This window comes from Hungatella sp. SL.1.14, assembly GCF_024460495.1.
Taxonomy (GTDB): domain Bacteria; phylum Bacillota; class Clostridia; order Lachnospirales; family Lachnospiraceae; genus Hungatella; species Hungatella hathewayi.
Genome location: NZ_JANFYJ010000009.1, coordinates 95,533 through 115,598, shown reverse-complemented (window position 1 = coordinate 115,598; position 20,066 = coordinate 95,533). Strand labels below are relative to the sequence as shown.

13 protein-coding genes are annotated in these 20,066 nt (G+C 49.9%); 11 read left to right on the top strand and 2 right to left on the bottom strand.

The window, feature by feature from the left end; translation table 11 throughout:
* Positions 1 to 12 precede the first annotated feature (12 nt).
* The 4 genes from NE473_RS11775 to NE473_RS11760 all read left to right on the top strand — a co-directional run bounded on the left by NE473_RS11775 (position 13) and on the right by NE473_RS11760 (position 6,769).
* A complete protein-coding gene (locus NE473_RS11775; RefSeq protein ID WP_006771719.1) occupies positions 13 to 1,155 on the top strand; it encodes an efflux RND transporter periplasmic adaptor subunit in 1,143 nt (380 codons plus the stop codon).
* Between the two features lie 12 nt (positions 1,156 to 1,167).
* A complete protein-coding gene (locus NE473_RS11770; protein WP_055650423.1) occupies positions 1,168 to 4,206 on the top strand; it encodes an efflux RND transporter permease subunit in 3,039 nt (1,012 codons plus the stop codon).
* A 166-nt stretch (positions 4,207 to 4,372) separates the two neighbouring features.
* Complete coding sequence (locus tag NE473_RS11765; RefSeq protein ID WP_055650424.1) at positions 4,373 to 5,530, top strand: TolC family protein; 1,158 nt, start codon at positions 4,373 to 4,375, stop codon at positions 5,528 to 5,530.
* 42 nt (positions 5,531 to 5,572) lie between these two features.
* A complete protein-coding gene (locus NE473_RS11760) occupies positions 5,573 to 6,769 on the top strand; it encodes a TolC family protein (protein ID WP_006771722.1) in 1,197 nt (398 codons plus the stop codon).
* A gap of 65 nt (positions 6,770 to 6,834) precedes the next feature.
* Here NE473_RS11760 and spoIIR read toward each other — a convergent pair whose 3' ends face one another.
* Positions 6,835 to 7,500: a stage II sporulation protein R gene (gene spoIIR / locus NE473_RS11755; protein WP_006771723.1), complete on the bottom strand. Its 666-nt coding sequence runs from the start codon at positions 7,498 to 7,500 to the stop codon at positions 6,835 to 6,837.
* 156 nt (positions 7,501 to 7,656) lie between these two features.
* On the opposite strand from spoIIR, the gene NE473_RS11750 reads away from it, so the two are divergent.
* Genes NE473_RS11750 through NE473_RS11740 form a run of 3 tightly spaced genes read left to right on the top strand, consistent with a single transcriptional unit; the run spans position 7,657 to position 10,012 of the window.
* On the top strand, positions 7,657 to 8,721 hold the full coding sequence (locus NE473_RS11750; protein ID WP_055650425.1) for a D-alanine--D-alanine ligase family protein: 1,065 nt from the start codon (positions 7,657 to 7,659) through the stop codon (positions 8,719 to 8,721).
* A 30-nt stretch (positions 8,722 to 8,751) separates the two neighbouring features.
* On the top strand, positions 8,752 to 9,570 hold the full coding sequence (gene murI / locus NE473_RS11745; RefSeq protein WP_055650426.1) for a glutamate racemase: 819 nt from the start codon (positions 8,752 to 8,754) through the stop codon (positions 9,568 to 9,570).
* Between the two features lies 1 nt (position 9,571).
* Entirely contained in the window at positions 9,572 to 10,012 is a 441-nt protein-coding gene (locus NE473_RS11740) for a YwiB family protein (protein WP_006771727.1), read from the top strand.
* An 803-nt stretch (positions 10,013 to 10,815) separates the two neighbouring features.
* On the opposite strand, the gene NE473_RS11735 is transcribed toward NE473_RS11740, so the two are convergent.
* The gene (locus NE473_RS11735; RefSeq protein WP_002604737.1) at positions 10,816 to 11,283 is read right to left on the bottom strand and encodes a hypothetical protein; all 468 of its coding nucleotides are present in this window, start codon (positions 11,281 to 11,283) and stop codon (positions 10,816 to 10,818) included.
* Positions 11,284 to 11,490: 207 nt separating this feature from the next.
* On the opposite strand from NE473_RS11735, the gene rpoB reads away from it, so the two are divergent.
* The 4 genes from rpoB (at position 11,491) to NE473_RS11715 (ending at position 20,037) form a co-directional block, all read left to right on the top strand.
* Entirely contained in the window at positions 11,491 to 15,357 is a 3,867-nt protein-coding gene (gene rpoB, locus NE473_RS11730; RefSeq protein WP_006771730.1) for a DNA-directed RNA polymerase subunit beta, read from the top strand.
* 28 nt (positions 15,358 to 15,385) lie between these two features.
* Entirely contained in the window at positions 15,386 to 19,045 is a 3,660-nt protein-coding gene (gene rpoC / locus NE473_RS11725; RefSeq protein WP_006771731.1) for a DNA-directed RNA polymerase subunit beta', read from the top strand.
* 196 nt (positions 19,046 to 19,241) lie between these two features.
* The gene (locus NE473_RS11720; protein ID WP_055650427.1) at positions 19,242 to 19,424 is read left to right on the top strand and encodes a FeoB-associated Cys-rich membrane protein; all 183 of its coding nucleotides are present in this window, start codon (positions 19,242 to 19,244) and stop codon (positions 19,422 to 19,424) included.
* 253 nt (positions 19,425 to 19,677) lie between these two features.
* Complete coding sequence (locus NE473_RS11715) at positions 19,678 to 20,037, top strand: hypothetical protein (RefSeq protein WP_055650428.1); 360 nt, start codon at positions 19,678 to 19,680, stop codon at positions 20,035 to 20,037.
* Positions 20,038 to 20,066 lie beyond the last annotated feature (29 nt).

Below are 20,066 nucleotides of genomic sequence, written 5' to 3'. Positions count from 1 at the left end.
GAGGAGTTCAGCATGAGTAAGAAGAAGGTAATAACAATTGCGGTCAGCGTGGTTCTGGTGGCTGCTGCGGCAGCTTTAATCGTATCCAATGTTGCCGGAGGAAAGAAAGAGGAGACTGTAGCGGAGGTGCCGCCGGTGGTATCCGCAGAACATCCGGAGCTCCGGTCGATCGTGGTGAATACAGAGCTGATCGGTACCATTGAGCCCGACAGTATTGTATATGTGACCCCCAAAGGGGCCGGAGAGATTATCAGCGTCAATGCCCAGACCGGTGACCAGGTGACGGCCGGCCAGCTCTTATGCGAGATTGATACAAAGCAGGTGGAGGCCGCAAGGCTGACGATGGAGACCGCCCGAGTATCGTATGAGGATGCGAAGAGCAATCTGGACCGGTATTCAGTTCTTCACGCGGCAGGAGATATGGCGGAAGCGGATTTTCAGAAGCTGGCTGACAACGTAGAACTGGCAAGGCTTCAGTATGAGAGCGCGAAACTGGGATATAATCTTCAGCTGGAGAGCAGCCGGGTTACCGCTCCGATTTCCGGCCGGGTGGAGAGCTATAACGTCAAGGTTCACGACATGGTTTCCCAGCAGAGCCAGATCTGCGTGATCGCAGGCGCAGGAGACGGAAAGGCAGTTACCTTCTATGCCTCAGAGCGAATTGTAGAAGGCTTAAAGGTGGGCGACGCCCTTACCGTTGTGAAAAACGGTGTGGATCACGCGGCATCGATTACAGAAGTCAGTTCCATGGTTGATCCGCAGAGCGGGCTGTTTAAGGTAAAGGCATCTGTTCCGGACGGAGCCGCCCTGGCGACGGGAACCTCAGTAAAGCTGCAGGTGGTATCCCAGAGGGCCGATAACGTTCTCACCGTACCGGTTGACGCGGTTTACTACGAAGGCGGAGCTCCTTATATCTATACGTACGGGGACGGTGTTCTCCATAAGAATGCAGTTACAGTCGGGATTGCGGATAACAGCTACATAGAAGTAAAAGAGGGCATCAATGCCGGAGACCAGGTTGTAACCACATGGACAACAGAATTCTACGACGGTTCCAAAGTCACCTTAAGTGAGAATCAGACATCAGAAGACGTGACACCAGACGCTCAGACTGAAACAGAAGGTCAGACAGAGCCGGCTGATGCGAATCAGTAAGGGGGCGGAAGAATGGGAATTACAAAAAGTGTTCTGAAAAGACCCATCACCACCGTCCTGGCAGTCCTCTGCCTGCTGGTATTCGGTCTATCCTCCGTGTTTTCCTCCAAAATGGAGCTGACGCCGGAGATGAATTTCCCGATGATGATGATCACAGCCGTGTACGCGGGTGCCAGCCCGGATGACGTCAATGAACTGGTCACGAAGCCGATCGAGGAATCGGTTGGAACCCTGTCAGGTGTTAAGAATATCCAGTCCATGTCCCAGGAAAATATCTCGATTGTCATGATGGAATATGAGTACGGAACCGACATGGATAAGGCTTACTCTGATTTAAAGAAGAAGATGGATAATATCACCATGCCGGATGACGTGGAGGTACCCAGTATCTTCGAGTTCAATATGAACGATATGCCGAGTATGACACTCTCTGTCAATGATCCCTCGGCAGACAATTTATACAATTACGTGAACGATGAGATTGTTCCTGAATTTGAAAAGATCTCTTCCGTGGCAAGTGTGGATTTAAGCGGCGGTCAGGAAGGCTACATCAGCGTCCGTCTGATTCCGGAGAAGATGAACCAGTACCATCTGACCATGAACTCCATCAGCCAGGCGATCAAGAGTGCGGACTTCACGTATCCGGCCGGAAGCACGGGAGTCGGAAAACAGGATTTATCGGTCAGCACTTCCGTTAAATTTGACACGGTGGACAGCTTAAAAAGGATTCCGGTTGTAGCGGGGAGCGGAAAGACCATATATCTGGAGGACGTCGCGGACATATCCGAGACGACCGGAAAAGATACGAGTATCGGCCGTTACAATGGAGAGGACACCATGTCCTTATCCATCAACAAACAGCAGAAGAGCAGTGCGGTGGACGTATCGAAGTCGGTAAACCGTACTATTGAGACGCTGAAGGCCGAACATCCGCAGCTGGAGGTCATTGTGGTAAACGATACCAGCGACCAGATTACATCGGCGTTAAAATCCGTGACGACTACCATGGTCATGGCCGTTATCATTTCCATGATCATCATTTTCCTGTTCTTCGGAGATATTAAAGCGTCTCTGATCGTCGGAAGCTCGATACCGGTATCCATTCTGGCGGCACTGATCCTGATGTCGGTCATGGGATTTTCATTAAACGTTGTCACCATGGGGAGTCTCGTTCTCGGCGTCGGTATGATGGTGGATAACTCCATCGTTGTTCTGGAAAGCTGTTTCCGCTCCCACAAGGGGCAGGGCTTCCGGGAATATATGGAAGCGGCGCTGGAGGGAACCGGCAAGGTAATCCAGTCGATCTTCGGCGGAACGGTTACCACCTGTGTTGTATTTATCCCGCTGGCACTCTTAAAGGGCATGTCGGGACAGATGTTCGCACCCCTCGGATTTACGATTGTATTCTGTATGGCAGCGTCTCTGATTTCTGCCATGACGATCGTACCTCTGTGCTACAGCCGGTTCCGGCCGGTCGAGAAGAAAAATTCTCCGGCTTCCGGTCTGGTGCGCATGATGCAGAACGGCTATCGAAAGATTATTGGAAGGCTTTTAAACAAAAGAAAAACAGTTATGGGCGTATCCATCCTGCTCCTGGTGTTATCCTTCCTGATTGCGGGAAGACTTGGATTTGCCCTTATGCCTGACGTAGATCAGGGAACCATTGCAGTAACGGTGGAAGTACGGCCGGGACTGCAGATTGAAGAAGTCGATAAGATTATAAGCAGGGTAGAGAAGATCATCATGGATGAGCCTGACAGAAAATCCTGCATGGTTACATACGGAGGCAGCGGCTTAAGCCTTGGCGGAAGCAGCGCTTCTCTGACCGCATATTTGAAGAGCGACAGGGAGCTTACCACGAAAGAAGTTGTGGATAAATGGAAGAAAGAGATGCGTGATATTCCGGACTGCAACATAACCGTGGCAGCCAGCTCCATGATGAGTGCCTTCAGCGCCTCCAACGATCTGCAGGTTATTTTACAGAGCTCTCAGTTAGATGAACTGAAAGAGGCTTCCGACAGTCTGGTGAATGAGCTGACTCAGTATCCGGGCCTCATCAAGGTACATTCCGATCTGGAAAATGCCGCGCCGGTTATCAAGGTTCACGTGGATCCGATCGAAGCTGCAGCGGAAGGAGTTGCGCCGGCATCTGTGGGCGGGCTTCTCAACAATATGTTAAGCGGTGTAAAGGCGATGACCATGGACGTAGACGGTAACAATGTGGACGTTAAGGTCGAGTACCCGGATGGTGAATACGATACGCTGGATAAAGTAAAGGGAATCACGATTCCTACACAGACCGGTGGTTCTGTAGCGCTTACGGATATTGCGGATATTGTATATGCAGACAGCCCGGCCGGAATAACGCGTAAAAATAAGCAGTACCAGGTGACGATCACAGGATCATTTACCGATGAAGTGAGTACCAAAGAGCAGCAGGCGGCAGTGTTAAAAGATATTAATGAGCAGGTGGTAAGCAAGTACTTAAACGGTACGGTTACGAGAGCACAAAACAGCATAGACGAGTCCATGTACGAGGAGTTCGGCTCTCTGTTTAAGGCCATCGCCATTGCCATTTTCCTGGTATTTGTAGTGATGGCGGCTCAGTTTGAGTCACCGAAGTTCTCCCTGATGGTTATGACGACGATTCCGTTCAGCCTGATCGGTTCCTTTGGACTGCTGGCGGCCATGGATGTGGAAATTTCAATGCCGTCTTTACTGGGATTCTTAATGCTGATTGGTACGGTTGTCAATGCCGGTATCCTTTATGTCGATACCGTCAACCAGTACCGTTCCACGATGGATAAGAGGACGGCAATGATTGAGGCCGGAGCGACGAGATTACGTCCCATCCTCATGACTACCCTGACGACCATCGTGTCCATGATTCCGCTGGCGATTGGATACGGCAGCAATGGAGAACTGATGCAGGGGCTTGCCCTTGTCAATGTCGGCGGCCTGACGGCTTCCACTGTCCTTTCGCTCCTGATGCTTCCGGTTTATTACTCAATTATGAGCGGAAAAGTAGATACCACACCGATGCCTGATTAAGGAAGTCGTGTCCGGAGGGAGCAGCAGGCGAACTCCGGACTAAAAAATTGGAATAATGTGTCTTTGAACTTATGGCAGTTATATGGTAAGATAAGGATACAAAAAGAGCAGATGATTCAGACTGTAACATGAAATCCATCCGGTACGAGGTTAGGAGGACCAATTGATGAAAAAATGGAAACAGATAAGTGCCTGCTGTATGGCAGCAGTTCTGGCGGCTGCCGTTCCGACAGGGACTGCCTGGGCCGGCAGCCCGGAATTTGCCAGAAGCGCCGAGGAGTGGGCAAAGCTTCGCGACAATGTCATGGAGTATGACGAACTGGCGGGGCTGATACATGAATACAATGTGACGGTACAGAATAATCAGCGTGATTTTAACGAGAAAAAGAATAAAACAAGCGATGAAATCGCACAGGACTACCGTGACGCGGCCGACGCGATCAGGAGCAGCATGTCAGGAGAGGATGACGCGGGATCGATTCTTTCCGATGCGATGTCCGAAGCCCAGGCGCTGACGCTTGAGCAGCAGGCTGATGACAGCGTGGAAGACAGTGAGATATTTAAAATGACGTATGATCAGACGGAGAAGACGCTGGTGTCCAACGCCCAGGCCAACATGATTTTATACCATCAGAAGGTTCTGGATCTGGAATTGAAACAGAAAAACAGAGAGCTTCTGGCAGCGACCTATGATTCCGTGGCGCTTAAGATGAACAATGGCATGGCCACGCAGATGGATCTGCTGACAGCCCGGGAAAACTTACAGAATGCAGACGCCGCTATTTTAACCGCCCAGTCCGATTTAGAGAACACGCGGCAGAAGCTCTGCGTTATGCTGGGCTGGAGATACGATGCTTCTCCGGAGATCATGGGGATACCGTCCGCTGACCTGAACCGGATTACAGCCATGGATCCGTCGGCAGATAAGGAAAAGGCGTTGGAGAACAATTATACGCTCCGCATCAACCGGAAAAAACTGGCCAACTCTTCCAGCAATTCTAAAAAAGAGAGCCTTCAGATGACCATAGACGACAACATTCAGAGAATCGGCGCCTCAGTGGATTCTGCATATAAGAATGTAATTCAGGCGCAGACCGCCTATCAGCAGGCGTCAGTGGCTCTTGACGCGGCTTCGAAGAATATGGAAGCGGCTGAGCGGAAGATGACGATCGGGACGATCAGCCGTCTGGATTATCTGTCCCAGCAGTATGCGTATCTACAGGCACAGACTGCCATGAAGAACGCGGACATGGACTTATTCCAGGCTATGGAATCGTATGACTGGAACGTAAATGGTCTGGCAAGTGCCAGCGCAGGCATGTAGCCGGCAGACAGGAAAGCTTACACCAGCCGGAAGGAGTAAAACATGAGAAAATGGAAGATAATGCTGTGCATGGCTCTGGCCGGTGCACTTACATTTACAGGCCCGTCCGCCGCGTGGGCAAAGCTGTCGGACTACGATGCGGAGACCGCGGCCAGACTGCAGGATAACAATCTGGAGTATGATGAACTGGAAAATCTGATCCGTGAGTATAACCCGGAGATCAGTTATGCATACAGCCAGCTTGAGTTCAATGAGGATGATACAGCGTCGACGGTCAGGGCAGTAAGGAACGATATTGAAGACAATGATTATAAAGACTTGGTAAAGACGTTAAAACAGCAGAAAAAGCAGCTGGAGGCAATGCCTGATTCAGAAGAAAAAGCGAAGGCGCTGCTGGAACTGAATACCACGATCAAAGGGCTGGAGGGACTGATTTCCGCTCCGGCTTCCACGACAAAAGCCACAGACAAACAGCTGGAAAAGGCCAGGAAGCAGCTGGATACAGGCGTGAAATCCGCCTTAAAGGGAACGCAGACTCTGATGATTTCCTATGATAATCTCCGCGCCCAGGTGCAGACGCTGGAAAAGGTGGTGGAACTACAGAAAGAGGCGCTGGAAGCCGCAAAGCTTCAGGCCGGACTCGGCATGGCTACGGACACCGGCGTTTTACAGGCTCAGAGCGACTTGCTGTCCTCTCAGTCCCAGCTCGATAATCTCCGCAATCTGGCCGGTAACCTGCGCACTCAGCTCTGCCTTTTGACGGGCTGGAAGGCTGACTCTGTGCCGGAGATCGGTTCTGTCCCTGCGGCGGATCCATCTAAAATTGCCTCCATTGACCTTACGGCTGACATACAGAAAGCCATAGGAAACAATCAGACTCTGATTTCACAGCGTCATGCGTCATCGACCAAGTCTACTGCGGCGATTGATAACCGTCTGAAAAACATAGACGTATCGGAGCAGCAGCTGACGGTTGAAATGCAGCGTTTATATCAGGTCATGCAGCAGAAGAAGATATTAAATGATGCGGCAGAAACCGCGTATCAGAAGGCGCTTCTCGCCAAAGGGGCAGCAGAGCGCCAGTATCAGTTAAACATGCTGAGTAAGCTTCAGTACCTTGGAGCCGAGGTTCAGTACTATCAGGCGGAAGGCGCCAGAAAGTCCGCCGACACGGCGCTTCTTCAGGCCATGCTTGATTACGACTGGGCTGTCCAGGGATTCGTATCTGTTCCCCAGTAAAACGGAAGCAATTCATTGAGTGAATAGAGCACGGTGAAACAGCAGTGTAACAGACAGGGATGGGATCAGCGGTCAGGCTGTTCCCGTCCTTCTGTTACACTGCTGTCTTTTTTCAGCAGATCGAGAAACTTTGAGCGTATCCGCACGTGAACCTCCGGCTGCCTGATGAGCAGCGCCTGGTAATCAGCGGCATCCAGGGACTGTCTTAAAACTTCTTTGGAGGAATCGGGAACGACCGCATAGGTCGAATCAACAAAACAGAGCGGAGGATAGAGGACACACCACCAGTTGTGTCCTTTTCCGCTGCCTATTTCCACCCGTACCGCGTCATAGGTGCCGCAGGGGAACACCATGTCGCCGTAGGTTTTTGTGGGGAAATAGCATCTGGTCACTTCCATATGTGCGGGATAATCGTATCCCTGGGCTTTCATGTAATCTTCCGCCTGCTGTTCCAGGCTGTTTTTATTGGAAAGAACGTATTCTTTTGTATCGTTCAGGGAGGCATTTTCTCCCAGTCCCTCATATATTGAATCAAGGAGCAGGGTTCTCACGCGCAGCTTTAACTGCTGGTCTTCATCGGAATCGCTGTTGGCCAGGACGTGGAACCGCAGGATTTCCGGTGCGATCCGGGCGGCCATGGCTTCTTCATTCCGGCGTCCGGAAGCCATGGTAAGAAGAAATGCCAGTAAAAGGCAGGTTATGCATAGGAACAGGTCACGTTTATAGTTCATCAAAGTACCTCCTGTCTGTAATATCTGTATTGAGAAAACGAAACAATCTATCAGTTGTAATTGTAACCATATGTGCTATAATATAAACACTGTAAAAAGGAAATTCCTGTGGAGACAGAATGCCGCAGGGGATGGAAAGTATGAGGAGAAAGCAAAATGAACAGGAAAACAGCGGTCGTCTTATTCGGCGGCCAGTCATCTGAGCATGTGGTGTCCTGCATGTCTGTGGTCAACGTCATCAATCATATGAATAGAGAAAAATACGACCTTCTTCTGATCGGAATTACAGAAGACGGGCACTGGATCAAAACGGAATCGGCAGAGGATATTGAATCGGGCAGATGGAGGGAAGGGAAGACGAGTGCAGTCATTTCCCCGGATGCTACGAAGCAGTGCGTCATCCTGACGGAAGGAGACCGGGCAGAGTTTGTGAAAGTGGATGTCGTATTTCCGGTGCTTCACGGCCTGTTTGGGGAGGACGGAACCGTTCAGGGCCTCTTAGAGCTGGCGAGAATTCCGTATGTAGGCTGCGGTGTCCTTGCTTCCGCCGTATCCATGGATAAACTGTATACAAAAATTGTTGTTGACGATTTGGGTGTGCGTCAGGCCGCCTACGTTCCGGTGATGCGGTCTGATCTGGGTGACATGGAGGCTGTGGCTGGCAGAGTCGAAGCGAAGTTTACTTACCCTGTATTTGTGAAACCGTCCAATGCCGGTTCGTCCAAGGGAGTGGCCCGCGCGGACAGCAGAGAGGAACTGGAAGCTGCACTTTATGAGGCGGCAAAGCATGACAGGAAGATTCTGGTGGAAGAGATGATTAAGGGGCGGGAGATCGAATGCGCCGTATTCGGAGGCGGCCTGGTTCCGGTGGAGGCATCCGGTGTGGGTGAGATTCTGGCTGCCGCTGAATTTTACGATTTTGATGCCAAATACTATAATTCCGACTCCAGAACCGTTGTCAATCCGGAGCTCCCGGGAGATGCGGCCAATACGGTACGGGAAGCGGCAAAGGCCATCTTCCGGGCCGTGGACGGCTACGGTCTTGCCCGTGTGGATTTCTTTGTAAAGGATGACGGAACCGTGGTGTTTAACGAGATCAACACGCTGCCGGGATTCACGGCCATCAGCATGTATCCCATGCTGTGGGAAGCTGCCGGAGTCAGCAAGGATCAGCTGGTTGACCGTTTGGTTGATCATGCGTTTGACCGCTATAAGCTTTAAACGACGGACCAAAACCTGAGGAGAGACAGTATGGCAGACAGAAATTCACCCATAGGGGTATTTGATTCCGGTGTCGGTGGTCTGACTGTCGCGCGGGAGATTATGAGGCAGATGCCGGAAGAGCGGATCGTCTATTTCGGTGATACGGCCAGAGTTCCGTACGGCAATAAGTCCGGCAATACGGTGATCCGTTTTACGAGACAGATTATCCGCTTTCTCCTGACACAGGATGTAAAGGCGATTGTTATCGCGTGCAACACTGCGACGGCCTATGCGCTGGAGGCGGTGGAGGGAGAACTGGATATTCCCATCATCGGTGTAATCCACGCAGGCGCCAGGACGGCGACCCAGGCGACGAAAAACGGAAAGATCGGGATCATCGGCACGGAGGGAACGATACGAAGCGGCGTCTATACAAAGGTAATGATGGAAATGCGCCCTGATATCGAGGTAACCGGAAAGCCCTGTCCGCTCCTGGTACCGCTGGTGGAGGAGGGGCTTCTGCACGATTCCGTTACGGATGAGATCGCCTCCCGGTACTTAAGTGAGCTGAAAGGCAAATATATTGATACGCTGGTTCTGGGCTGTACCCATTATCCGCTCTTACGTTCTACGGTGGGCCGCCTGATGGGGCCGGAGGTGACTCTGGTGAATCCGGCGTATGAGACGGCTCTGGAACTGAAATCCGTCCTTACGGAAGCAGATTTGCTGTGCAGCGGCCCGGCAGTAGGCCAGGAGCAGTATCTGTTTTACGTAAGCGATTTGGCGGAGAAATTTACCAGCTTTGCGACGTCGATTCTTCCCGGCGCGGTGAAGGAAACCAGGCAGATCAACATAGAGGAGTTTTGATATGACAAGAGATGTACTGATTACCATAAGCGGCATTCAGCTTGCAGAAGGTGACAGCAATGAGGTCGAGATGATCACAGCCGGCGATTATTTTCAGAAAAACGGCAGCCATTATATTTTGTATGACGAGGTCATGGAAGGTCAGAACGACATTATAAGAAATACGATAAAAATCCGTCCCCAGGGGCTGGATATCATAAAGCGGGGATCTTCTAATGTCCATATGACGTTTGAAAAGGATAAGAAAAACCTTTCCTGTTATGCCACGCCTTTCGGGGAGATGATGATCGGAATTAACACGAACGATATCATGATTGCCGAGGACGAGGACAGTTTAAAGGTAAGGGTATCGTATTCTTTGGATATTAATTATCAGCATGTGTCGGAATGTAATATTAATCTGGATATTCACTCGAAGTCTACGGCGAATATTCATTTGTAAAAGGGAACGCCCCATACCTGCCGGGCGGTCCGGGGAAGCGGGAGGGACGGGGGAACAAACCGTTTCTTGTTTCTTCGGTGGCAGGAACTAAAGCAGAACGGCGGGAAAAATGGGCGGATCGCGAAAACTCCGCCGAACTCCTGAAGGACTTCGCCTCCGTGTTCACTTGAAAGTTGGCTTTGAGGCCAACTTTCACCACCCATTTTTCCCACCGTTCTGCTTAAGTTCCTGCGAACCTCAGAAAATGAAACGGTTTCTTCCCCCGTCTCTCCCACTTCCCCGAACCGCCCGGCAGGTATGGGGCTGTGTACTGGCTGAGTAAGAAAAACAAGAGCAAAAAGCGAAAACCTAAAACCTGCTTTTTAAACAATCAGTAAGTAACTGTTGTCTGAATATTACTGTAGATTCACCCAATTCTATTTATAAATGATATAACCTTTGAATATACATCTCTTAGTGGAGCCAATACACAGCCCCAGTACCTGGAGAGAGGCGGAGGGAGGAATGGGAAACAGTTTCCTTTTCTGAGGTTCGCAGGAACTTAAGTGGGAAGAGACGGAAAAGAGGGGGTGAAAGCTGGCCTCAAAGCCAGCTTTCAAGTGAACACGGAGGCGAAGTCCTTCAGGAGTTCGGCGGAGTTTTCGCGATCCCCCTCTTTTCCGTCTCTTCCCGCTTTAGTTCCTGCCACCGAAGAAACAAGAAGCTGTTTCCCATTCCTCCCTCCGCCTCTCTCCAGGTACTGGGGCGTAGCTCCCATCAAAAAACCGCCCCATCAGCCCTCAGCCAATGAAGCGGTCTCCAATTTACTTTTTGTCGTTCTTTTCTTTTTTCCCTTTTTTGAACCTGTCCATAAATTTCTTCTTCTTCGGCGCAACCGGAACTGCTCCGCCGCGAATGCTCTTGATCTCGGTTATGTAGATACCGCTCACCACGACCTTAGCCTCCGTCTTGACTGGAAGAACATCGAATACCTTCGCATCTGCAATCAGCGTCATGACCTTCGGACCAATCTTGGCCTTAACAATCGGCACCTTCGCACGCCGCATGTACTTTGGCGTCTGCTCGTAAACGATCTTTGGAAGTCCGGCGTCCTTCAGCTTCATCTTTTTCTTGTCGATGACCAGCATGGATACGGTCTGTGCTGCCGCTTCCAGAGCCTGCTGCTGTTCAACCTGGCGTTTTTCCAGCTTTCTTCCGAGAAAATAGAGAACAGCCAGTACCACGACTAAGATGAGAAGAATCACCAGTAATACGTTTAAAAATGTGCTCACGGGGAATACCTCCAATAGTTCATTTTGTAAATAAAGTCTATCTGTAATAGTATAGCATTTTATTATGGAAAGTGCAAGTAAAAAATGCTTGACACCTTGACAACGCTATGATATTATGGAATGTGCACTATTGTGGCATCATGTGCCTTGAGGGACATTTATGCCCAAAAACAGAACCAATAGAAAGAAAACAGGGGTGAAACGTCAATGGAAAAAAGCAGAATGCGTCCGGTCCCAGCCGGTAAAAGCCTGAGAATGAGCTTCTCGAGACAGAAAGAAGTCCTTGAGATGCCTAACCTGATCGAGATTCAGAAGAATTCCTATCAGTGGTTCCTTGATGAGGGATTGAAGGAAGTCTTCGAAGATATCTCTCCGATCGCAGACTTTGCGGGTCACTTGAGTCTGGAATTTGTTGACTTTACATTATGTAAAGACGACATCAAGTATACCATAGAAGAATGCAAGGAAAGAGATGCGACTTACGCGGCTCCTTTAAAAGTCAAGGTAAGGCTTTGCAATAAAGATAAAGATGAGATTAATGAACATGAGATCTTCATGGGTGATCTTCCGCTTATGACAGATACCGGTTCCTTTGTGATTAACGGTGCCGAACGTGTTATTGTCAGCCAGTTAGTACGTTCCCCAGGTATCTATTATGGTATCGGACATGACAAGGTAGGTAAGGAACTCTATACCTGTACGGTAATTCCAAACCGTGGTGCGTGGCTGGAGTATGAGACTGACTCCAACGACATTTTCTACGTACGTGTAGACAGGACCAGAAAGGTCCCGGTTACCGTGCTGATCCGTGCCCTTGGTTTCGGAACGAATGCCGAGATCATAGAGCTGTTTGGCGAGGAGCCAAAGCTTTTGGCCAGCTTCGGTAAGGATACGTCCGATAATTACCAGGATGGCTTATTAGAGTTATATAAGAAGATCCGCCCAGGTGAACCTTTATCTGTTGATAGTGCAGAAAGTTTATTAAACAGTATGTTCTTTGACCCGAGAAGATATGATCTTGCCAAGGTCGGAAGATATAAATTTAATAAGAAGCTTCATTTCAAGAACCGTATCGTGGGCCATGTGCTCTCTGAGGATGTGGTGGATACCACTACCGGCGAGATATTAGCGACGGCCGGTACGACTGTAGACAAGCAGCTTGCCGTGGATATTCAGAATGCAGCCGTACCTTACGTATGGGTGGAAGGCTTAGAGCGCAGGCAGAAGGTCTTATCCAACTTAATGGTGGATTTAGGGGCTTACGTATCCTTCGATCCGAAGGACGCAGGTGTTACGGAGTTAGTATTCTATCCGGTCCTTGAAAAAATTCTGGAAGATGTTGGCACGGAAGATGAGGAAGTATTAAAGAGCGCGATTCACAGAAGCTTAGGCGAACTCATTCCGAAGCATGTCACAAAAGAAGATATCCTGGCATCCATCAACTACAATATGCATTTAGAGCAGCAGGTGGGGAATGCCGACGATATCGACCATTTAGGAAACCGTAGAATCCGTGCGGTCGGCGAACTGCTGCAGAACCAGTACCGGATCGGCCTTTCCAGAATGGAACGTGTGGTTCGTGAGAGAATGACGACACAGGATATGGAGGGAATCACTCCCCAGTCCTTAATCAATATTAAACCGGTAACTGCGGCTGTGAAGGAATTCTTCGGAAGTTCCCAGCTGTCCCAGTTCATGGATCAGAACAACCCTCTGGCTGAGCTGACCCATAAGAGACGTTTATCCGCATTGGGACCAGGCGGTCTGTCAAGAGACCGTGCCGGATTCGAGGTTCGAGACGTACACTACACCCATTACGGACGTATGTGCCCGATTGAGACCCCTGAAGGTCCTAACATCGGTCTGATCAACTCCCTGGCTACGTATGCGAGGGTTAACCAGTACGGATTTGTGGAAGCGCCTTACCGTCTTGTAGACAAGAGTGACCCGAATAACCCCATCGTTACCGACGAGGTCGTTTATCTGACTGCCGACGAAGAAGATAACTTCGTAGTCGCACAGGCGAACGAACCGCTGGACGAGGAAGGCCACTTTATTCATAAGAATATTTCCGGACGTTTCCGTGAGGAGACATCCGAATTCCAGAGAAAGAGCATCGATCTGATGGACGTTTCCCCGAAGATGGTATTCTCCGTGGCGACAGCCATGATTCCTTTCCTGGAGAACGACGATGCCAACCGTGCGCTGATGGGATCCAACATGCAGCGTCAGGCCGTACCGCTTTTGACAACGGAAGCGCCTGTGGTCGGTACCGGTATGGAAGCCAAGGCAGCCGTTGACTCGGGTGTCTGCGTTGTGGCGAGAAATGCCGGCGTGGTAGAGCGTTCCGCTTCCAACGAGATCATCATCAAGAGAGATGCCGACGGCGGAAGAGACGTTTACCATCTGACAAAATTTAAGAGAAGCAACCAGAGCAACTGTTATAATCAGAAGCCGATTGTATATAAGAATAACCACGTGGAGAAGGGCGAGGTCATCGCAGACGGCCCGTCCACACAGAATGGTGAAATCGCCCTTGGTAAGAACCCGCTTATCGGATTCATGACATGGGAAGGTTATAACTACGAGGATGCCGTTCTGCTCAGTGAAAGACTTGTTCAGGAGGACGTTTATACCTCCGTTCATATTGAGGAATACGAGGCGGAAGCCCGTGATACCAAGCTGGGACCGGAAGAGATCACCCGTGACGTCCCAGGTGTCGGTGAAGACGCGTTAAAGGATCTGGATGAGAGAGGTATCATCCGAATCGGTGCGGAGGTCCGTGCCGGCGATATTCTGGTCGGAAAGGTAACTCCGAAGGGAGAGACCGAGCTGACGGCCGAGGAGAGACTGCTTCGTGCGATCTTCGGTGAGAAGGCAAGAGAAGTCCGTGATACTTCCTTAAAGGTACCGCACGGCGCCTACGGTATTATCGTGGATGCCAAGGTATTTACAAGGGAGAACGGCGACGAGCTGTCTCCTGGCGTGAACCAGACGGTACGTATTTACATTGCCCAGAAGAGAAAGATCTCCGTTGGTGATAAGATGGCCGGCCGTCACGGAAACAAGGGTGTTGTCTCCCGTGTGCTTCCGGTTGAGGATATGCCGTTCCTTCCGAATGGCCGCCCGCTGGATATCGTACTGAACCCGTTGGGCGTACCTTCCCGTATGAATATCGGGCAGGTGCTGGAGATTCACTTAAGCCTTGCAGCCAGAGCCCTTGGATTTAACATTGCGACTCCTGTATTCGATGGTGCAAACGAGATCGATATCATGGATACGCTCGATGTTGCCAATGATTACGTTAACATGACCTGGGAAGAATTCCAGGATAAATACAATGACACCCTGAAACCGGAAGTAATCGAATATCTGGGAGAACATCTGGACCACAGAGAACTGTGGAAGGGAGTTCCGCTCAGCCGCGACGGTAAAGTAAGGCTTCGCGACGGACGTACCGGCGAATATTTCGACAGCCCGGTTACGATCGGACACATGCATTATCTGAAGCTGCATCATCTGGTTGACGATAAGATTCATGCGCGTTCCACAGGCCCATACTCCCTGGTTACCCAGCAGCCTCTGGGTGGTAAAGCCCAGTTCGGCGGCCAGCGTTTCGGAGAGATGGAGGTTTGGGCTCTCGAGGCGTATGGCGCATCCTACACACTGCAGGAGATCATGACAGTGAAGTCGGATGATGTGGTAGGCCGTGTGAAGACGTATGAAGCGATTATCAAGGGCGAGAACATCCCTGAACCGGGTATTCCGGAATCCTTCAAGGTACTGTTGAAAGAGCTTCAGTCACTGGCGCTGGATGTGCGCGTGCTTCGTGACGATAATACCGAAGTACAGATTGCAGAGTCCATGGATTATGAAGAGACAGATTTACGATCCATCATCGAGGGCGACAGAAGATTCAGGGAAGAGGAGCCGCTTGCAGATTACGGCTTCCAGAAGCAGGAATTCCAGGATGATGAACTGGTGAGTGTTGAAGAAGAAGAGGATGTAGACGGTATCGACGATTCTTACGAGGATTTCGATGACGCCGATTTAGACGAATCAGACGAAGAATAGTTGTGTATGTTAGGAAGGAGAACCGCTCATGCCTGAGAATAATGAAACTTATCACCCAATGACGTTCGACGCTATCAAAATTGGGTTAGCGTCTCCGGAAAAGATTCTTGAATGGTCCCATGGCGAGGTTAAAAAGCCTGAGACGATCAACTACAGAACCTTAAAACCGGAAAAAGACGGTCTTTTCTGCGAGAGAATCTTCGGACCGAGTAAGGACTGGGAGTGTCACTGCGGTAAATACAAAAAGATCAGATACAAAGGCGTTATCTGTGACCGATGCGGTGTCGAAGTCACAAAGGCCAGTGTTCGAAGAGAGCGCATGGGCCATATCGCCCTTGCCGCTCCGGTTTCCCATATCTGGTATTTTAAGGGAATCCCGAGCCGTATGGGCCTGATTCTCGATATCTCACCGAGAACCCTTGAAAAGGTACTGTACTTTGCATCCTATATCGTGCTGGACGCTGCGGATACGGGACTTCAGTATAAGCAGGTATTATCTGAGAAGGAATACCGTGAAGAGGTTGATAAATACGGCTACGGCGCATTCCGTGTTGGAATGGGTGCAGAGGCCATCCTTGAGCTGTTGCAGGCCATCGATCTGGAGAAGGATTCCGAGGAACTGAGAAAAGGACTGAAGGATGCGACCGGCCAGAAGCGTGCCAGAATTATTAAGAGACTGGAAGTTGTAGAGGCATTCCGCAACTCCGGCAACAAACCGGAATGGATGATCATGACTGCAATCCCGGTTATCCCTCCGGATATCCGCCCGATGGTACAGTTGGATGGCGGACGTTTTGCCACCTCCGATTTAAATGATTTATACAGAAGAATTATCAATAGAAATAACCGTCTTGCCCGCCTTCTGGAGCTGGGCGCGCCGGATATCATTGTCCGCAATGAGAAGCGTATGCTTCAGGAAGCTGTTGACGCGCTGATCGATAACGGAAGAAGAGGCAGACCGGTTACCGGACCGGGAAACCGTGCTCTTAAATCTCTTTCTGATATGTTAAAGGGTAAGCAGGGACGTTTCCGTCAGAACCTGTTAGGAAAGCGAGTTGACTATTCCGGACGTTCCGTTATCGTTGTAGGACCGGAACTGAAGATTTACCAGTGTGGTCTTCCGAAAGAGATGGCGATCGAGTTATTCAAGCCGTTTGTTATGAAGGAGCTGGTTGCCAACGGCACCGCTCACAATATAAAGAATGCCAAGAAGATGGTTGAGAGACTTCAGACCGAGGTCTGGGATGTGCTGGAAGATGTAATCAAGGAGCACCCGGTTATGTTAAACCGTGCCCCCACTCTGCACAGACTTGGCATCCAGGCGTTCGAGCCGATTCTGGTGGAAGGTAAGGCGATCAAGCTGCATCCGTTGGTGTGTACTGCATTTAACGCCGACTTCGATGGCGACCAGATGGCTGTTCATCTGCCTTTGTCCGTAGAAGCACAGGCGGAGTGCCGCTTCTTACTGCTTTCGCCAAACAACTTACTGAAACCTTCCGACGGTGGTCCGGTGGCCGTTCCGTCTCAGGATATGGTTCTCGGTATCTATTACCTGACCCAGGAAAGACCTGGCGCCAAGGGCGAGGGCATGGTATTCCGCAATGTGAACGAGGCGATTCTTGCGTATGAGAACGGAGCTGTAACCTTACACTCCAGAATCAAGGCGAGAGTGACCAAGAAGATGGCGGATGGCACCGTAAAGACAGGCATTGTTGAGTCCACGGTAGGCCGTTTCATTTTCAATGAGATCGTTCCTCAGGATCTTGGCTTCGTTGACAGAAGCATTCCGGGCAACGAGCTTCTGATGGAGGTGGATTTCCACGTTGGAAAGAAGCAGTTAAAGCAGATTCTGGAAAAAGTTATCAACGTTCACGGGGCAGTTCAGACCGCTGAGACGTTAGACGATATTAAGGCGATCGGTTACAAGTATTCCACGAGAGCGGCAATGACCGTTTCCATTTCCGATATGACCGTGCCGGAGAGCAAGCCGAAGCTGATTGCCGACGCTCAGGCGACGGTTGACCAGATTGCCAAGAACTTCAGACGTGGCCTTATCACGGAAGAAGAACGTTATAAAGAGGTTATTGATACCTGGAAGGAAACGGATGATCAGCTGACTCACGATCTGTTAACCGGTCTTGACAAGTACAACAACATCTACATGATGGCGGACTCCGGTGCCCGAGGTTCCGATAAGCAGATCAAACAGCTGGCCGGTATGCGTGGACTTATGGCCGATACAACCGGTCATACCATTGAACTTCCGATTAAGTCCAACTTCCGTGAAGGTCTGGACGTACTGGAGTACTTTATCTCTGCGCACGGTGCGCGTAAAGGACTTTCCGATACGGCGCTGCGTACAGCCGACTCCGGTTATTTAACGAGACGTCTTGTAGACGTTTCCCAGGACCTGATTATCCGTGAGGTAGACTGTTGCGAAGGCAAGTCAATTCCGTTTATGGAGATTAAGGCATTCATGGATGGCCAGGAGACGATCGAGGGGCTGGAGGAGAGACTGACAGGCAGATATATTGCTGAAACCATCACGGATCCGGATACAGGGGAAGTGGTTGTGAAGGCTAACCATATGTGTACTCCGAAGCGTGCAGCTGCGGTTATGAAGGTATTACAGAAGCTGGGACGCGATTCTGTCAAGATCCGTACCGTTCTCACCTGTAAATCCCATCTGGGTGTCTGTGCAAAATGTTACGGTGCCAACATGGCTACGGGACAGCCGGTACAGGTCGGTGAGGCAGTCGGTATTATTGCCGCTCAGTCCATCGGTGAACCAGGTACACAGCTTACCATGCGTACGTTCCATACCGGCGGCGTTGCCGGCGGCGATATCACACAGGGTCTTCCCCGTGTCGAGGAGCTTTTTGAGGCACGTAAGCCAAAGGGACTTGCGATTATCGCAGAGTTCGGCGGCGTAGCCACGATCAAGGATACGAAGAAGAAACGTGAGATTATTATTACAGATAATGAGACCGGCAATTCCAAGACGTATCTGATTCCTTACGGTTCCAGAATCAAGATTCAGGATGGCGTCTATTTAGAGGCCGGCGACGAGCTTACAGAAGGTAGTATCAACCCGCATGATATCTTAAAGATCAAGGGCGTCCGCGCGGTACAGGATTACATGATTCAGGAAGTACAGCGTGTATACCGTCTGCAGGGTGTTGAGATCAATGATAAGCACGTTGAGATGATCGTAAGACAGATGCTTAAGAAGATCAAGATCGAGGAGAGCGGAGACAGCGATGTGCTTCCGGGAACCTCCATGGACGTTCTTGATTACAATGATATGAATGAGGCGCTTCTTGCAGAAGGCAAGGAACCGGCGGAAGGAAAGCAGGTTATGCTGGGTATTACCAAGGCATCCCTGGCTACCGATTCCTTCTTATCAGCGGCCTCCTTCCAGGAGACGACCAAGGTTCTGACCGAAGCCGCGATCAACGGCAAGGTAGACCACTTAATCGGTTTAAAGGAGAACGTCATCATCGGTAAACCGATTCCGGCAGGTACCGGAATGAAGCGTTACCGTACTGTTAAGCTGAGTACAGACGGGGAAGAGATGAATGAGGATGAGATTATCCTTGGTGATGATCTTGTAATTCCCGTAACAGAAGAGTATGCAGAGGCTGAGGAAGTTCTTGATATTGATGAAATCGATGAAGAGGACGTATAAAGAAGTCTGAGAAATAATCATAAGTCCCGGTGGAGAGCGCCGGTTGGGTGTAAGCTCAGCCGGCCTGTTCGCCGGGTTTCTTATTACCGTGCGCTGTGGATGATGTACGGTGGGAAAGGCTGTATTTTATATGCAAATGTCAGATTTTATGTAACAATGCTAAAATCCGATGAAATAACAAACCGGAGGTGGGTTCATGGCGGATCTTATAATCGGAATCATTCTGATCGCTGCTGTTGCTGCAGTAATATGGAAGAAGAGACGGGACAAAAAGATGGGAAAGTCAGGATGCGGAGGATGCTGCGGCAGCTGTGGGATAGAGTGCCATCAGAGAAACGGCAAGGAAGATGAGGCGGTCAAACGCCGCGACGCGAAATGACAGCTGCAGAAATGAACGCTATATAAAGCGAGATGAAAAAACAGAGATTGCGTCCTGGGTGAAAATGTGATATCTTTAGTATACGGTATCAAAAACAGCAGTTCTGCTGATTTGCCGTTGTCCGGTCATTTCGACAGATGTCCCAGAAGAAAACAGTACCATGATAACTGTATATTGTTGGACTTTGCCTGTTTTTCATGTTATGATAGGGAAAGAAACTTGCCTGTCACTTTGCAGAAGAGGAGATGATACTATGGCAGATCAGGAAACATTAGATGCGATTGCCGTCATGCTTGATGGACTGGAAAGGCGGCTGGATCAGAAATTCGACCAGAAGCTGGAAGAAAAGTTAGAAGAAAAACTGGAAGAGAAATTAGAAGAAAAATTAAAACCGATTCGCACCGATATATTAACGCTGTATGGCGAAGTGCATGGACTGAAGAATGAGATGGCCGATGTGCGGGATAATATTTACGAACTTCGGAAAGATATGGATACCGTTAAGAAACAGACTGTGTACAATTACGACAGAATTATTGACAATTACGCAGCCATACGGGAACTGCAGACGGTAGTGGAAGGGAAAATGGATAAACCGAGACTCGTTCAATAGAACGGGGATAGAAAAACAGAGAAAAAGAG

What these genes read in the sequence shown, in the direction of transcription:
- NE473_RS11775 (WP_006771719.1), top strand. Translation starts at nt 13, where the DNA reads ATGAGTAAGAAGAAGGTAATAACAATTGCGGTCAGCGTGGTTCTGGTG.
- NE473_RS11770 (WP_055650423.1), top strand. Translation starts at nt 1,168, where the DNA reads ATGGGAATTACAAAAAGTGTTCTGAAAAGACCCATCACCACCGTCCTG.
- NE473_RS11765 (WP_055650424.1), top strand. Translation starts at nt 4,373, where the DNA reads ATGAAAAAATGGAAACAGATAAGTGCCTGCTGTATGGCAGCAGTTCTG.
- NE473_RS11760 (WP_006771722.1), top strand. Translation starts at nt 5,573, where the DNA reads ATGAGAAAATGGAAGATAATGCTGTGCATGGCTCTGGCCGGTGCACTT.
- spoIIR (WP_006771723.1), bottom strand. Translation starts at nt 7,500, where the DNA reads ATGAACTATAAACGTGACCTGTTCCTATGCATAACCTGCCTTTTACTG.
- NE473_RS11750 (WP_055650425.1), top strand. Translation starts at nt 7,657, where the DNA reads ATGAACAGGAAAACAGCGGTCGTCTTATTCGGCGGCCAGTCATCTGAG.
- murI (WP_055650426.1), top strand. Translation starts at nt 8,752, where the DNA reads ATGGCAGACAGAAATTCACCCATAGGGGTATTTGATTCCGGTGTCGGT.
- NE473_RS11740 (WP_006771727.1), top strand. Translation starts at nt 9,572, where the DNA reads ATGACAAGAGATGTACTGATTACCATAAGCGGCATTCAGCTTGCAGAA.
- rpoB (WP_006771730.1), top strand. Translation starts at nt 11,491, where the DNA reads ATGGAAAAAAGCAGAATGCGTCCGGTCCCAGCCGGTAAAAGCCTGAGA.
- rpoC (WP_006771731.1), top strand. Translation starts at nt 15,386, where the DNA reads ATGCCTGAGAATAATGAAACTTATCACCCAATGACGTTCGACGCTATC.
- NE473_RS11720 (WP_055650427.1), top strand. Translation starts at nt 19,242, where the DNA reads ATGGCGGATCTTATAATCGGAATCATTCTGATCGCTGCTGTTGCTGCA.
- NE473_RS11715 (WP_055650428.1), top strand. Translation starts at nt 19,678, where the DNA reads ATGGCAGATCAGGAAACATTAGATGCGATTGCCGTCATGCTTGATGGA.